General features: G+C 60.5%; 12 protein-coding genes. 8 read left to right on the forward strand and 4 right to left on the reverse strand.

Annotation, left to right across the window (positions count from 1 at the left end; all coding sequences use genetic code 11):
- Positions 1-85: 85 nt before the first annotated feature.
- The gene (gene rpiA / locus AC3WWR_RS21755) at positions 86-760 is read right to left on the reverse strand and encodes a ribose-5-phosphate isomerase RpiA (RefSeq protein WP_020797320.1); all 675 of its coding nucleotides are present in this window, start codon (positions 758-760) and stop codon (positions 86-88) included.
- Between the two features lie 269 nt (positions 761-1029).
- On the opposite strand from rpiA, the gene ilvA reads away from it, so the two are divergent.
- Positions 1030-2544 carry a threonine ammonia-lyase, biosynthetic gene (gene ilvA / locus AC3WWR_RS21760; protein ID WP_020797322.1) on the forward strand — a complete coding sequence of 505 codons (1515 nt, stop codon included), beginning with the start codon at positions 1030-1032 and terminating at the stop codon, positions 2542-2544.
- Between the two features lie 40 nt (positions 2545-2584).
- A complete protein-coding gene (locus tag AC3WWR_RS21765; RefSeq protein WP_020797323.1) occupies positions 2585-3010 on the forward strand; it encodes a DUF2269 domain-containing protein in 426 nt (141 codons plus the stop codon).
- 104 nt (positions 3011-3114) lie between these two features.
- Here the strand turns inward: AC3WWR_RS21765 and AC3WWR_RS21770 are convergent, their stop codons facing one another.
- Positions 3115-3771, reverse strand: a complete 657-nt coding sequence (locus tag AC3WWR_RS21770; RefSeq protein ID WP_033041947.1) for a histidinol-phosphatase — start codon at positions 3769-3771, stop codon at positions 3115-3117.
- 143 nt (positions 3772-3914) lie between these two features.
- Here AC3WWR_RS21770 and AC3WWR_RS21775 point away from each other — a divergent pair, with 143 nt between their 5' ends.
- Together AC3WWR_RS21775 and ptsP are read left to right on the forward strand one after the other, a co-directional pair.
- Positions 3915-4394, forward strand: coding sequence for an RNA pyrophosphohydrolase (locus AC3WWR_RS21775; RefSeq protein WP_007897732.1), 480 nt, complete (start codon positions 3915-3917; stop codon positions 4392-4394).
- 22 nt (positions 4395-4416) lie between these two features.
- On the forward strand, positions 4417-6696 hold the full coding sequence (ptsP, locus tag AC3WWR_RS21780; protein WP_020797325.1) for a phosphoenolpyruvate--protein phosphotransferase: 2280 nt from the start codon (positions 4417-4419) through the stop codon (positions 6694-6696).
- Positions 6697-6800: 104 nt separating this feature from the next.
- Here the strand turns inward: ptsP and AC3WWR_RS21785 are convergent, their stop codons facing one another.
- Positions 6801-7547 (reverse strand): NRDE family protein, encoded by a 747-nt coding sequence (locus tag AC3WWR_RS21785; protein WP_033041946.1) that lies wholly within the window; start codon positions 7545-7547, stop codon positions 6801-6803.
- Between the two features lie 131 nt (positions 7548-7678).
- Here AC3WWR_RS21785 and AC3WWR_RS21790 point away from each other — a divergent pair, with 131 nt between their 5' ends.
- From AC3WWR_RS21790 to AC3WWR_RS21800, 3 genes are all read left to right on the forward strand, one after another.
- The gene (locus AC3WWR_RS21790) at positions 7679-8461 is read left to right on the forward strand and encodes a sulfite exporter TauE/SafE family protein (protein WP_020797327.1); all 783 of its coding nucleotides are present in this window, start codon (positions 7679-7681) and stop codon (positions 8459-8461) included.
- Between the two features lie 90 nt (positions 8462-8551).
- Positions 8552-9358 (forward strand): prolipoprotein diacylglyceryl transferase, encoded by an 807-nt coding sequence (gene lgt, locus AC3WWR_RS21795; RefSeq protein ID WP_033041945.1) that lies wholly within the window; start codon positions 8552-8554, stop codon positions 9356-9358.
- Between the two features lie 48 nt (positions 9359-9406).
- Complete coding sequence (locus tag AC3WWR_RS21800) at positions 9407-10378, forward strand: thymidylate synthase (protein ID WP_020797329.1); 972 nt, start codon at positions 9407-9409, stop codon at positions 10376-10378.
- Between the two features lie 124 nt (positions 10379-10502).
- Here the strand turns inward: AC3WWR_RS21800 and cadR are convergent, their stop codons facing one another.
- The gene (cadR, locus tag AC3WWR_RS21805; protein ID WP_020797330.1) at positions 10503-10952 is read right to left on the reverse strand and encodes a Cd(II)/Pb(II)-responsive transcriptional regulator; all 450 of its coding nucleotides are present in this window, start codon (positions 10950-10952) and stop codon (positions 10503-10505) included.
- Between the two features lie 85 nt (positions 10953-11037).
- Between cadR and AC3WWR_RS21810 the strand changes: the two genes are divergently transcribed.
- Positions 11038-13299, forward strand: a complete 2262-nt coding sequence (locus AC3WWR_RS21810; protein WP_492599054.1) for a heavy metal translocating P-type ATPase — start codon at positions 11038-11040, stop codon at positions 13297-13299.
- Positions 13300-13301: the final 2 nt, after the last annotated feature.

Genomic DNA, 13301 nt, shown 5'->3' on the forward strand with positions numbered 1-13301 from the left:
CGCGAATGCGGTGTGTCAGTGACATCTCTGTTGACTGGCACACCGCATTCGCGAGCAAGCCCGCTCCCACAAGGGGGCGTATGTTTTACTCGGCGCGCAGGGTTTTCACACCTTCGCTCGTGCCCAGCAACAACAGATCCGCCGGGCGCGCCGCGAACAAGCCGTTGGTGACCACGCCGACGATCGCATTGATCTGCGACTCCAGTTCCACCGGATTGGTGATCTCCAGATTGAACACATCGAGGATGATGTTGCCGTTGTCGGTGACTACACCTTCACGGTAGACCGGATCACCGCCGAGTTTCACCAGCTGGCGGGCCACGTGGCTGCGGGCCATCGGGATCACTTCCACGGGCAGCGGGAAGGCGCCGAGGACGGGCACCAGTTTGCTGGCGTCGGCGATGCAGATGAAGGTCTTGGCCACGGCCGCGACGATCTTCTCACGGGTCAGGGCTGCGCCGCCGCCCTTGATCAGGTTCAGGTGCTCGTCGCTCTCGTCGGCGCCGTCGACGTAGAACTCCAGGTCGCTGACCGTATTGAGCTCATAGACCGGGATCCCGTGGCCCTTGAGGCGTGCGGCGGTGGCTTCGGAACTGGCGACCGCGCCATCGAACGCGCCCTTGTGCTTGGCCAGGGCATCGATGAAGCAGTTGGCGGTGGAGCCGGTGCCGACCCCAACGATGCTCTTGTCGTCGAGTTTCGGGAGGATGAAGTCGACGGCGGCCTGGGCTACTGCCTGTTTGAGTTGATCCTGGGTCATGCGGGCTCCGAAGTGCCGAAGAGAGAACGAAAGGCTGGCATTATAGGCCTCGGGGCAGGGAAGGTCATTGTCCGATTGGCGGTCCGTGACTGTTCCCTGTAGGAGCGAGCATGCTCGCGATAGCCGTGAACGATAACGCGTGAAACCAGGCACCCCGCAGCGCCTTTGGGTTTCTCGCGAGCATGCTCGCTCCTACAACAGGTGGTCGTGCGGCTAAAAGCCGGGTTAGACTCCTTGATCCTGCCCAACCCGCTCAGTGATGCTTTCCGATGCTTGAACAGTACGTCAAAAAGATCCTCACCTCGCGCGTTTATGACGTTGCCGTAGAAACCCCATTGCAGACTGCTCGCCAGCTCTCCGAGCGGCTGGGCAACGAGATTTTGCTCAAGCGTGAAGACTTGCAGCCCGTGTTCTCGTTCAAGATTCGCGGCGCCTACAACAAGCTGACGCAGCTGAGCGATGAAGAGCGCGCTCGCGGCGTGGTTACCGCTTCGGCGGGTAATCACGCGCAAGGCCTGGCCCTGGCGGCCAAGGTCCTGGGCGTGAAAGCCACCATCGTCATGCCCAAGACCACGCCCGAGATCAAGGTCGAAGGCGTGCGTTCGCGCGGTGGCAAAGTGGTGCTGCACGGCGATTCGTTTCCGGAGGCCCTGGCCTACTCGTTGAAACTGGTCGACGAAAAAGGCTACGTCTACATTCACCCCTACGACGATCCCCACACCATTGCCGGGCAGGGCACAGTGGCGATGGAAATCTTGCGCCAACACCCGGCGCCCCTGGATGCGATCTTCGTTCCAGTCGGTGGCGGCGGCCTGATCGCCGGTATCGCGGCGTACGTGAAGTACCTGCGGCCGGACATCAAGGTCATCGGTGTCGAGCCGGACGACTCCAATTGCCTGCAAGCCGCCATGGCGGCGGGTGAGCGTGTGGTATTGCCGACCGTGGGCATCTTCGCCGATGGCGTCGCGGTGGCCCAGATCGGCCAGCACACTTTTGATATCTGCAAAGACTACGTCGACGAAGTCATCACCGTCAGTACCGACGAAATCTGTGCGGCGATCAAGGACATCTACGACGATACCCGTTCGATCACCGAACCTGCCGGCGCCTTGGGCGTGGCCGGGATCAAGAAGTACGTCGAGTCCCGCGGCGTCACCGGACAGACCTTCGTGGCCATTGACTCCGGGGCCAACGTCAATTTTGACCGCCTGCGCCATGTCGCCGAGCGCGCTGAACTGGGCGAAGGCCGTGAAGCCATCATCGCCGTGACCATCCCTGAGCAGCCGGGGAGTTTCAAGGCGTTCTGCGAAGCCATCGGCAAACGCCAGATCACCGAATTCAACTACCGCTACAACACTGGCAGCGAAGCGCACATCTTTGTCGGGGTGCAGACTCATCCGGAAACCGACCCGCGTCGCGCGCTGATCGCCAGCCTGGGCGAGCAGGGCTTTCCGGTCGTCGACCTGACCGACAACGAACTGGCCAAGTTGCACATCCGCCACATGGTCGGCGGTCGCGCGGCACATGTGGTCGATGAAGTGATCCTGCGCTTCGAATTCCCGGAGCGTCCGGGCGCGCTGTTCAACTTCCTCAACAAGCTCGGCGGGCGCTGGAACATTTCCATGTTCCACTATCGTAACCACGGTGCGGCCGATGGTCGTGTGGTCGCGGGCCTGCAGGTGCCCCATGAGGAGCGTCACCTGGTGCCGGCAGCACTGGAAGAAATTGGCTACCCGTTCTGGGACGAAACCGACAACCCGGCCTATCAGTTGTTTCTTGGCTGAGCGGCTACGCTGATGGGCAGGCCCTTAAGGAAATCGAACCATGGAAACGTTGACGGCCCTGAAAGCGGCGCACACGGTGGCGACGGTGGTGTTGCTGGTCTGTGCGCTGGGCCTGGGGATTTGGGTCTGGCGAACCCGGCGTAACGGCGACGCGACAGCGGGCAGCCGTACGCTGCAACGGCCACGGGTGTTCGTCTGGCTGTTGATGGGGCTGGCATTGCTGAGCATGCCGTTTACCGGTTGGTGGATGGTGCACCTGGTGGGCTGGCCGTTGGGGCAGACCTGGTTGCTGGCTTCCAGTGTGCTTTACACCGTGGCGGCGCTGGCGTGGTTCTGGTTGTTGGTAAGGCTGAACAAGGTGCGCAAGACGCCGGGTGGGGTGGGCAGATTTACCTTTGCCCTGGCGTTGTTCAGTTTTGTCTGCTTTGTGGCGATTGCCGGGTTAATGGGCGCCAAACCGGTTTAACCCTTTAAACCGTGTTGCCCCATTCGCGAGCAGGCTCGCTCCCACAAGGGAATTGTGTCGTTCACACATCCACTGTGGGAGCGAGCCTGCTCGCGAAGGCAATATCAGCCGCGCAGACTGATTACTGGCCAGCCCCGCTTCTCGGCCTCGGCGCGCAAGTTCGGATCCGGATCGACCGCCACCGGGTTCGCCACCTGCTCCAGCAACGCCAGGTCATTCATCGAGTCGCTATAAAAGTAGCTGTCCTCGAGGTTGTGCCCGGTTTCTTCCAGCCAGCGATTGAGCCTTGTCACCTTGCCTTCACGGAAGCACGGTACATCGGTACTGCGCCCGGTGTACCGGCCGTCCTGTATTTCGCATTCGGTGGCGATCAGGGTCTCGACGCCCAGGCGCGCGGCAATCGGGCCGGTCACGAAGCGGTTGGTGGCGGTGATGATCACCAGTTTGTCGCCGGCATCGCGGTGTTGGGCCAGCAACTCGATCGCCTTGGGCAGCAGGATCGGTTCGATGCAGTCGCGCATGTAGTCGCTGTGCCATAGATCCAGGGTGGCCATCTCGGTACGGCCGAGCACTTCCAGGCAGAAGTTCAGGTAGGCGTCGTTATCGAGCTTGCCAGCCAGGTAGTCCTGGTAGAACTCATCGTTACGGGCCTTGTAGGCGACGGCGTCGAGGAAGCCGCGTTCACAAAGGTAATCGCCCCAGGCATGGTCACTGTCGCCGCCCAGAAGCGTGTTGTCCAAGTCGAATAAAGCCAGCCGCATTGCAGTTACTCGCTGAAAAGTCTGTAGAAAGGCGTCCAGAATACGGACTTTTCACAAGAGTGCACATAACGTAGGCCGGCGCGTTGCTGCCTTAACAACCTTTGTGGAACAATGCGATGACATGCGTTTGCGAGGTTGTTGCCGTGATCGACCCCGATGGTTTCCGTCCTAATGTCGGGATCATTCTCACGAATGATGCCGGCCAGGTGCTATGGGCTCGCCGTATCAATCAAGATGCCTGGCAGTTTCCTCAAGGCGGGATCAACCCCCAGGAGACGCCGGAAGACGCCTTGTACCGCGAGCTGAACGAAGAAGTGGGCCTGGAGCGCGAAGATGTTGAAATACTCGCCTGCACTCGGGGCTGGTTGCGCTATCGTTTGCCGCAACGTCTGGTCAGGACGCACAGCCAACCGCTGTGCATCGGCCAGAAGCAGAAATGGTTTCTCCTGCGCCTGATCTCCAATGAGCAGCGGGTGCGGATGGATTTGACCGGTAAACCGGAATTCGATGGCTGGCGCTGGGTCAGTTATTGGTATCCGTTGGGCCAGGTGGTGACATTCAAGCGCGAGGTGTATCGACGCGCCCTCAAAGAGCTTGCCCCGCGCCTTTTAGCGCGCGACTGACGACGGAGTTCGACCCCGAGCCATGCTCAATACGCTGCGCAAGATCGTCCAGGAAGTTAACTCCGCCAAGGATCTCAAGGCGGCGTTGGGGATTATTGTGTTGCGCGTCAAAGAGGCCATGGGCAGCCAGGTCTGCTCGGTCTACCTGCTTGATCCCGAGACCAACCGCTTTGTGTTGATGGCTACCGAGGGCTTGAACAAGCGCTCGATTGGCAAGGTCAGCATGGCGCCCAATGAAGGTCTGGTGGGTTTGGTCGGCACGCGTGAAGAACCCCTGAACCTCGAAAACGCCGCGGATCACCCGCGCTACCGCTACTTCGCCGAAACTGGTGAAGAGCGCTACGCTTCGTTCCTCGGGGCGCCAATCATCCACCACCGCCGTGTCGTCGGTGTGTTGGTTATCCAGCAAAAAGAGCGCCGCCAGTTCGATGAAGGCGAAGAAGCCTTCCTCGTGACCATGAGCGCGCAACTCGCCGGGGTTATCGCCCACGCCGAGGCCACCGGTTCGATCCGTGGCCTGGGCCGGCAGGGCAAGGGTATCCAGGAAGCCAAGTTCATCGGCGTGCCGGGCTCGCCCGGCGCGGCGGTCGGTACGGCGGTGGTCATGCTGCCGCCGGCCGACCTGGACGTGGTGCCCGACAAGACCATCACCGACATCGAAGCGGAACTGGGTCTGTTCAAGACCGCCATCGAAGGTGTGCGCGCTGACATGCGTGCGTTGTCCGCCAAGCTCGCCACGCAATTGCGCCCGGAAGAGCGCGCGTTGTTCGACGTCTACCTGATGATGCTCGACGATGCGGCGCTTGGCAGCGAAGTGACCACCGTGATCAAGACCGGGCAGTGGGCCCAGGGCGCGTTGCGCCAAGTGGTCACCGATCACGTCAACCGCTTCGAATTGATGGACGACGCTTACTTGCGTGAGCGTGCGTCGGACGTCAAGGACCTCGGTCGTCGCCTGCTCGCTTATTTGCAGGAAGAGCGCCAGCAAACCCTGGTCTATCCCGACAACACCATCCTGGTCAGCGAGGAACTGACGCCGGCCATGCTCGGCGAGGTTCCGGAAAACAAGCTGGTGGGCCTGGTTTCGGTGCTTGGCTCCGGTAACTCCCACGTTGCGATCCTTGCCCGGGCCATGGGCATTCCAACGGTGATGGGCCTGGTGGACCTGCCGTATTCCAAGGTCGACGGCATAGGCATGATCGTCGACGGTCACCGCGGCGAGGTCTACACCAACCCCAGCGACGTGCTGCGCAAGCAGTTCGCCGAGGTGGTCGAAGAAGAAAAGCAACTGGCCCTCGGGCTGGATGCGCTGCGCGATCTGCCGTGCATCACGGTCGATGGCCACCGCATGCCGCTCTGGGTCAACACCGGCCTGTTGGCGGATGTGGCGCGCGCGCAAAAGCGCGGGGCCGAAGGCGTAGGTCTGTACCGCACCGAAGTACCGTTCATGATCAACCAGCGCTTCCCGAGTGAAAAGGAACAGCTGGCGATCTACCGCGAACAGCTGGCCGCTTTTCACCCACAGCCAGTGACCATGCGTACCTTGGACATCGGCGGCGACAAGTCGCTGTCGTACTTCCCGATCAAGGAAGACAACCCGTTCCTCGGCTGGCGCGGCATTCGTGTCACCCTCGACCACCCGGAAATCTTCCTGGTGCAGACCCGCGCCATGCTCAAGGCCAGTGAAGGCTTGAACAACCTGCGGATTCTGCTGCCGATGATCTCCGGTACCCATGAGCTGGAAGAAGCCCTGCACCTGATCCACCGGGCCTGGGGCGAGGTTCGCGACGAAGGTTGCGACGTGCCGATGCCACCGATTGGCGTGATGATCGAGATTCCGGCAGCGGTGTACCAGACCAAGGAGCTGGCGCGGCAGGTGGACTTCCTGTCGGTGGGTTCCAACGACCTGACCCAATATCTGTTGGCCGTGGACCGTAACAACCCGCGAGTAGCCGACCTGTACGACTACCTGCACCCGGCGGTGCTGCAAGCCCTGCAAACCGTAGTGCGTGACGCCCATGCCGAAGGCAAGCCAGTGAGTATCTGCGGCGAGATGGCCGGTGACCCGGCGGCGGCGGTGCTATTGATGGCGATGGGTTTCGACAGCTTGTCGATGAACGCCACCAACTTGCCGAAGGTGAAGTGGATGCTGCGCCAGATCAATTTGAGCAAGGCCAAGCAGCTGCTCGCCGAACTGATGACCATCGACAACCCGCAAGTTATCCACAGCTCGCTGCAATTGGCGCTGAAGAACCTGGGGTTGGCGCGGATGATCAATCCGGCGGCGATCAAGCCTCTCTGAATTTGCTACACCCCCTTCGCGAGCAAGCCCGCTCCCACATTTAACCGTATTTCAAATGTGGGAGCGGGCTTGCTCGCGAAGAGGGTCGCACGAATAACGCAACACTAAAGCCGAATATCCACTTCCCCAAGATGCCCGCCAAACGGCCCAAAACTCCGTTCGACCAAATGCCGCGAGCCATCCGCCCGCACAATCAACGCCGTACTCGCCCGCGTCCCATAACTCTGGCTGGCAATAAACACACTCGACAGCAGCGTCTCGGTGGCCAACCCCACTCCGGTGTCTGGCAGGTCTGCAAACGGCGCTTGCTGTGAATCGCTGAGCAAGGCCAGCAAAGACTGCGGTTGCGGATCATCCAGTACCTCGCCCAGTGCTGCCTTGGCCCTGAGCAGTTTCGGCCACGGCGTATCCAGCCCGGCGTTCGACAGGCCGTAGATCCCCGCCGGTAGCATCACCGCTTCCGATTCCCGCGCATTGAAATGCCACAACTCATTGGCGTTGCCGATCAGTAAGTTAAATCCGCCATATTCAGGCGAACGGGCGACAACGTCGGCTAAATAGTCATCAATTGGCACATCTTTGGTGAGGAATCCCGCCACTAACTCACCGCGAGACCGGCGCCCTGGCGGTCGATGCGGATCGCGGATGTTGGTCAGCGCCGCAAAGCGCCCGTTGACGCCGACACCGAGCCAGGTTCCTCCCGCCTCCAGGTCTCGCCCGGCGTGCACCTGGGGGGCCTCGGGCCATTGCGCCAGTGGCAGGCTGGGGCGGGCATAAAATTCGTCGCGGTTAGCCGCCACGATCAGCGGTTGGGCGTGGCCCGGTCGCCAAGCAAAAACAATCAGGCACATAAGGTGATCCTTGTGTGTTTTTTTCCCACTCTACGCAGTCATCGTGCGGGTATCCATCGCCATCCAGTGGAGCCCGAGGCCATGCATCCGTTACCATGCCGCTCCGATTTTGGGGTTGGGAGGGGAAAAGCATGGAATTTCTGCTCTATCTGGCGCTCGGCGCCTGTGCCGGAGTGCTGGCCGGGCTGTTCGGCGTGGGGGGCGGAATCATCATTGTCCCGGTGCTGGTATTCAGCTTCAAGGCGCAGGGGTTTGATCCGTCGATCCTCACGCACCTGGCCGTAGGCACCTCGCTGGCGACGATTATCTTTACCTCGGTCAACGCCATTCGGGAGCACCATCGCCGTGGAGCGGTACGCTGGCCAATTTTTGCGTGGATGACCCTGGGCATTCTGATCGGTGCGGGTTTTGGCGCGCTGACTGCCGAAGCGATCTCCGGGCCCAACCTGCAAAAGATCATCGGCGTGTTTGCCTTGGTCATTGCTGCGCAGCTGGCGTTGGAACTCAAGCCCAAGGCCAGTCGAACGGTGCCGGGTAAACTCGGTCTGACCGTAGCCGGCAGCGTAATTGGCTGGGCTTCTGCGATTTTCGGGATTGGCGGCGGGTCACTGACCGTGCCGTTCCTGACCTGGCGCAGCGTGCCGATGCAGCAAGCGGTCGCTACGTCCTCTGCCTGCGGCCTGCCGATTGCGCTGTCCAGTGCATTATTTTTCATGATTCTGGGCTGGCACGATCCGTTGCTTCCGGCCCATAGTCTCGGTTTCATTTATTTGCCGGCGCTGTTGGGCATTGCCCTGACCAGTATGGTCTTCGCCCGCTTCGGCGCGCGACTGGCGCACAATCTGTCGCCAAGGTTGCTCAAAAGACTGTTTGCCGCTTTGCTGTTTGGCGTCGGCCTGAAGTTTCTAGTCTGAAGCATCTGCTCTGACGCACGACACAATCCTGGCTTAATCCTGAGGTGACAGCGTCGCCCGGGAATTGATTTGAACTCATGAGGAGTCGCAATGCTGCCTTACCCGCAGATCGACCCGGTGGCCTTGGCCATCGGTCCGCTGAAAATCCACTGGTACGGGTTGATGTACCTGATCGGCATCGGCGGCGCCTGGCTGCTGGCGTCGCGCCGGCTGAACCGTTTCGACCCGACCTGGAACAAGGAGAAGCTCTCCGACATGGTGTTCTGGATGTCGATGGGGGTGATTGTCGGTGGTCGCCTGGGTTATGTGCTGTTCTACGATTTGAGTGCTTATATCGCCAACCCGCTGTTGATCTTTGAAGTGTGGAAGGGCGGGATGTCGTTCCACGGCGGGTTCATCGGCGTGATGTTGGCAGCCTTGTGGTTCGGTAAAAAGAACAACAAGTCGTTTTTCCAGCTGATGGACTTCGTCGCGCCGATGGTGCCGATCGGCCTGGGCGCCGGGCGGATCGGCAACTTCATCAATGCCGAGCTGTGGGGCAAGGCTACCGATGTGCCGTGGGCGATGGTCTTCCCGACTGATCCGGCACAATTGGCACGTCACCCGTCGCAGCTGTATCAGTTTGCGCTCGAAGGCGTCGCGCTGTTCCTGATCCTGTGGCTGTTTTCGCGCAAACCGCGGCCGACCATGGCGGTATCGGGGATGTTCGCGCTGTTCTATGGCATCTTCCGTTTCATCGTCGAGTTCGTCCGCGTACCGGATGCGCAACTGGGCTATCTGGCCTGGAACTGGCTAACCATGGGCCAGGTGCTCTGCGTGCCGATGATCGTCGGCGGGTTGTTCCTGATCTGGCTGGCGTATCACCGCGCCCCGGCGACTCCAGCGGCAGCTGTATAAAATTCGAATCCCGCAGCGATGCTGCGGGTTCAAGGACACAGGTAATTCATGAAGCAATATCTCGAACTGGTCGCCCACGTCATCAAGAACGGCACCAAACAGGCCAATCGCACCGGCGTGAACACCATCAGCTTCCCGGGTGCCATGCTGCGTTACGACCTGCAGGAAGGTTTCCCGGCGATCACCACACGCAAGATGGCCTTCAAATCGGCCATTGGCGAGATGTGCGGTTTTCTGCGTGGCGTGAACAATGCCGCGCAATTCCGTGCGTTGGGCTGCAAGGTCTGGGACCAGAACGCCAATGAAAACGCCCAGTGGCTCGCCAACCCGTTCCGCCAGGGTGAAGACGACCTCGGCGAGATCTACGGCGTGCAATGGCGTAAATGGCCGGCGTACAAGCAGATCCCGGTCAGCAATCCGGCCGCCATCGAGCAAACCCTGAAGCAGGGTTATCGCCAGATTGCCGAAGGTGAAGAGGATGGCCAGGCCTACGTGGTGTTGTACAAGGCCATCGATCAGGTTCGCCAGTGCGTCGACACCATCATCAAGGATCCGGGCAGCCGCCGTATCCTGTTTCACGGCTGGAACGTCGCACAACTCGATGAAATGGCCCTGCCGCCGTGCCATCTGCTGTACCAGTTCCACCCGAATGTCGAGACCAGGGAGATTTCCCTGACCCTCTACATCCGTTCGAACGACTTGGGCCTGGGCACGCCGTTCAACCTCACCGAGGGCGCCGCGCTGCTAAGCCTGATCGGTCGCCTGACCGGCTACACGCCGCGCTGGTTTACCTATTTCATCGGCGACGCCCACGTTTACGAAAATCACCTGGACATGCTCAACGAACAGCTCAAGCGCGAGCCGTTCCCGATGCCCAAACTGGTGATTTCCGACCGCGTACCGGAGTTTGCCAAGACGGGTGTTTACCAGCCGGAGTGGCTGGAACTGGTGGAACCGAGTGATTTCTCGCTGGAAGGCTATGAACACCATGCGCCGATGACCGCGCCAATGGCGGTCTGAAGCCTGCCGTCAGATCGTTCCCACGCTCTGCGTGGGAATGCCGCCATGGACGCTCCGCGTCCACTGTGACGCGGAGCGTCACGGGATGCATTCCCACGCGGAGCATGGGAACGATCCTCTACTACTAATGGCCGTGGCTACGGCCGACATGTGAATGCTCAACCTCGGTCGCCACAACCCCGCCACTCACTTCCAGCCTCTGCAAAATCCCGCATTGATCAACATCCGGCCCTTCGCCACAGCGTTGGCGCAGGTCGAGCAGTTGTGTCTGCAACGCCAGCAAACCATCGATCCGCGCCTTGACGTGATGGATATGCTCGTCGATCAGCGCATTCACGCTTTCACATTGATCCTGCGGACTGTCGCGAAAGGCCAGCAGGCTGCGAATTTCTTCAAGGGTCATGTCGAGGGTGCGGCAGTTGCGGATGAAGGTCAGGCGTTCAGCGTGGGCCTGGGTATAGACCCGGTAGTTGCCGTCGCTGCGGGCCGGCTCCGGCAGCAGGTTCTCGCGTTCGTAGTAGCGAATGGTTTCCACGGCGCAGTCAGTGAGTTTGGCCAGCTCTCCAATCTTCATGACGGCAATCTCCAAATAGGTGCTTGACCCTATAGTGGCTACAGGGTCTTTACTTGGCAACAGGCACCTTCAAGGACGCGACCCGATGAGCGATTCCCTTCACACCCACAAACCCGAGGCTGATCACGATCACAGCCATAAACTCAAGCCTGTGCACAAACATGTGCATGGCGGCCCCGGGGATTCCTGCTGCTCCGCCAAAGTGGCGGCGCCGTCGCTGATCAAGTTGAACGAAACGCCGACCGCCAACGCGCGGTTGAGCACTTTCCGCATCGAGGCCATGGATTGCCCGACCGAGCAAACGCTGATCCAGAACAAACTCGGCAAGCTGGCGGGTGTGCAGCAGTTGGAATTCAACCTGATCAACCGTGTGCTCGGCGTAACCCACGACTTGACAGGCACTGCACCGATCATCGACGCCATCAAGTCCCTCGGCATGCAGGCCGAGCCGCTGGAGCAGGGTGTTGAAGCGCCCGCCCCGGCGCCGGTGAAAAAGCCTTGGTGGCCATTGGCGTTGTCGGGTCTGGGTGCGCTGGTGGCCGAAGTGATTCACTTCACCAGTGCTGCACCGAATTGGGTGGTGGCGGTCATCGCTCTGGTCTCGATCCTCAGTGGCGGCCTCGCAACCTACAAGAAGGGCTGGATTGCCCTGAAGAACCTCAACCTGAACATCAACGCCTTGATGAGCATTGCGGTGACCGGTGCAATCCTGATCGGGCAATGGCCGGAAGCGGCGATGGTGATGTTCCTGTTTACAGTGGCCGAGCTGATCGAAGCCAAGTCGCTGGACCGGGCGCGCAATGCAATCAGCGGCCTGATGCAGATGGCGCCGGAGCAGGCCACGGTGTTGCAAGCCGATGGCCGCTGGATTGCGCAAAACGTCAAGTCCATCGAACTCGGCGCGCGGGTGCGGGTACGCCCCGGTGAGCGGATTGGCCTGGACGGTGAAGTGGTGTCGGGCAGTTCGACCATCAACCAGGCACCGATCACGGGTGAAAGCCTGCCGGTGGAGAAAACCGTTGGCGACAAGGTATTCGCAGGCACCATCAATCAGGCCGGTTCCCTGGAATATGCCGTGACTGCTGAAGCGAACCATTCGACGCTGGCGCGGATCATTCACGCCGTCGAACAGGCTCAAGGCGCGCGGGCGCCGACCCAGCGCTTCGTTGACCGCTTCTCGAAAATATACACCCCGGCGGTGTTTGTCCTGGCCCTGGCGGTGGCGGTGATTCCACCGCTGTTCATCAATGCGCTTTGGTTTGACTGGATCTACCGCGCGCTGGTCCTGCTGGTTGTCGCCTGTCCTTGTGCCTTGGTGATTTCCACGCCGGTGACCATCGTCAGCGGCCTCGCGGCGGCGGCGCGCAAAGGTATTCTGGTGAAGGGCGGTGTCTATCTGGAGGGTGGCTACAAGCTCGACTATCTGGCGCTGGACAAGACCGGCACGATTACCCACGGCAAGCCGGTGCAGACTGATTATCTGGAGCTTGATCCCAAGGCCGATGCCTCGGTGCCGGCAATTGCCGCAGCACTGGCCGGTCGATCGGATCACCCGGTGTCGTTGGCCATCGCCAATGCCGCTGTGGATAAACAACACCCGCTGTTGATTGTGGATAACTTCGAGGCGCTGGCCGGGCGTGGAGTGCGCGGTGACATCAACGGCCAAACCTATCACTTGGGCAACCATCGGCTGGTCGAAGACCTGAACCTGTGCTCACCGGAGCTGGAAGAGACGCTGTTCGCGCTGGAAAAACAGGGTAAATCCGTAGTGCTACTACTCGATTCATCCGGCCCATTGGCGCTGTTTGCCGTGGCCGACACAGTGAAGGAGTCCAGTCGCGAAGCGATCCAGCAACTACATGACCTGGGCATCAAGACCCTGATGCTGACCGGCGACAATTTCTACACCGCCGAGGCGATTGCCGCGCAGGTTGGCATCGACCAGGCACAAGGGGATCTGCTGCCCTCTGATAAATTGCAAGCCATCGAAGCACTGTATGCTCAGGGCTATAACGTTGGCATGGTCGGTGACGGCATCAACGATGCGCCCGCACTGGCGCGCGCCGAAATTGGTTTCGCCATGGCTGCCGCTGGCACAGACACGGCAATCGAAACCGCCGATGTCGCCCTGATGGACGACGATCTGCGCAAAATTCCGACTTTCATTCGTCTGTCGCGACAAACCTCGAGCATCCTCAAGCAGAACATTGCCCTGGCATTGGTCATCAAGGCGATCTTTCTTGGGGTAACCTTCGCCGGGCTCGCCACCATGTGGATGGCGGTGTTCGCTGACATGGGTGTGAGCCTGTTGGTGGTGTTCAATGGCTTGCGCCTGCTGCGCAAATAAAC

This window comes from Pseudomonas sp. EB271-G4-1, from assembly GCF_058791355.1.

What these genes read in the sequence shown, in the direction of transcription:
- rpiA (WP_020797320.1), bottom strand. Translation starts at nt 760, where the DNA reads ATGACCCAGGATCAACTCAAACAGGCAGTAGCCCAGGCCGCCGTCGAC.
- ilvA (WP_020797322.1), top strand. Translation starts at nt 1,030, where the DNA reads ATGCTTGAACAGTACGTCAAAAAGATCCTCACCTCGCGCGTTTATGAC.
- AC3WWR_RS21765 (WP_020797323.1), top strand. Translation starts at nt 2,585, where the DNA reads ATGGAAACGTTGACGGCCCTGAAAGCGGCGCACACGGTGGCGACGGTG.
- AC3WWR_RS21770 (WP_033041947.1), bottom strand. Translation starts at nt 3,771, where the DNA reads ATGCGGCTGGCTTTATTCGACTTGGACAACACGCTTCTGGGCGGCGAC.
- ptsP (WP_020797325.1), top strand. Translation starts at nt 4,417, where the DNA reads ATGCTCAATACGCTGCGCAAGATCGTCCAGGAAGTTAACTCCGCCAAG.
- AC3WWR_RS21785 (WP_033041946.1), bottom strand. Translation starts at nt 7,547, where the DNA reads ATGTGCCTGATTGTTTTTGCTTGGCGACCGGGCCACGCCCAACCGCTG.
- AC3WWR_RS21790 (WP_020797327.1), top strand. Translation starts at nt 7,679, where the DNA reads ATGGAATTTCTGCTCTATCTGGCGCTCGGCGCCTGTGCCGGAGTGCTG.
- lgt (WP_033041945.1), top strand. Translation starts at nt 8,552, where the DNA reads ATGCTGCCTTACCCGCAGATCGACCCGGTGGCCTTGGCCATCGGTCCG.
- AC3WWR_RS21800 (WP_020797329.1), top strand. Translation starts at nt 9,407, where the DNA reads ATGAAGCAATATCTCGAACTGGTCGCCCACGTCATCAAGAACGGCACC.
- cadR (WP_020797330.1), bottom strand. Translation starts at nt 10,952, where the DNA reads ATGAAGATTGGAGAGCTGGCCAAACTCACTGACTGCGCCGTGGAAACC.
- AC3WWR_RS21810 (WP_492599054.1), top strand. Translation starts at nt 11,038, where the DNA reads ATGAGCGATTCCCTTCACACCCACAAACCCGAGGCTGATCACGATCAC.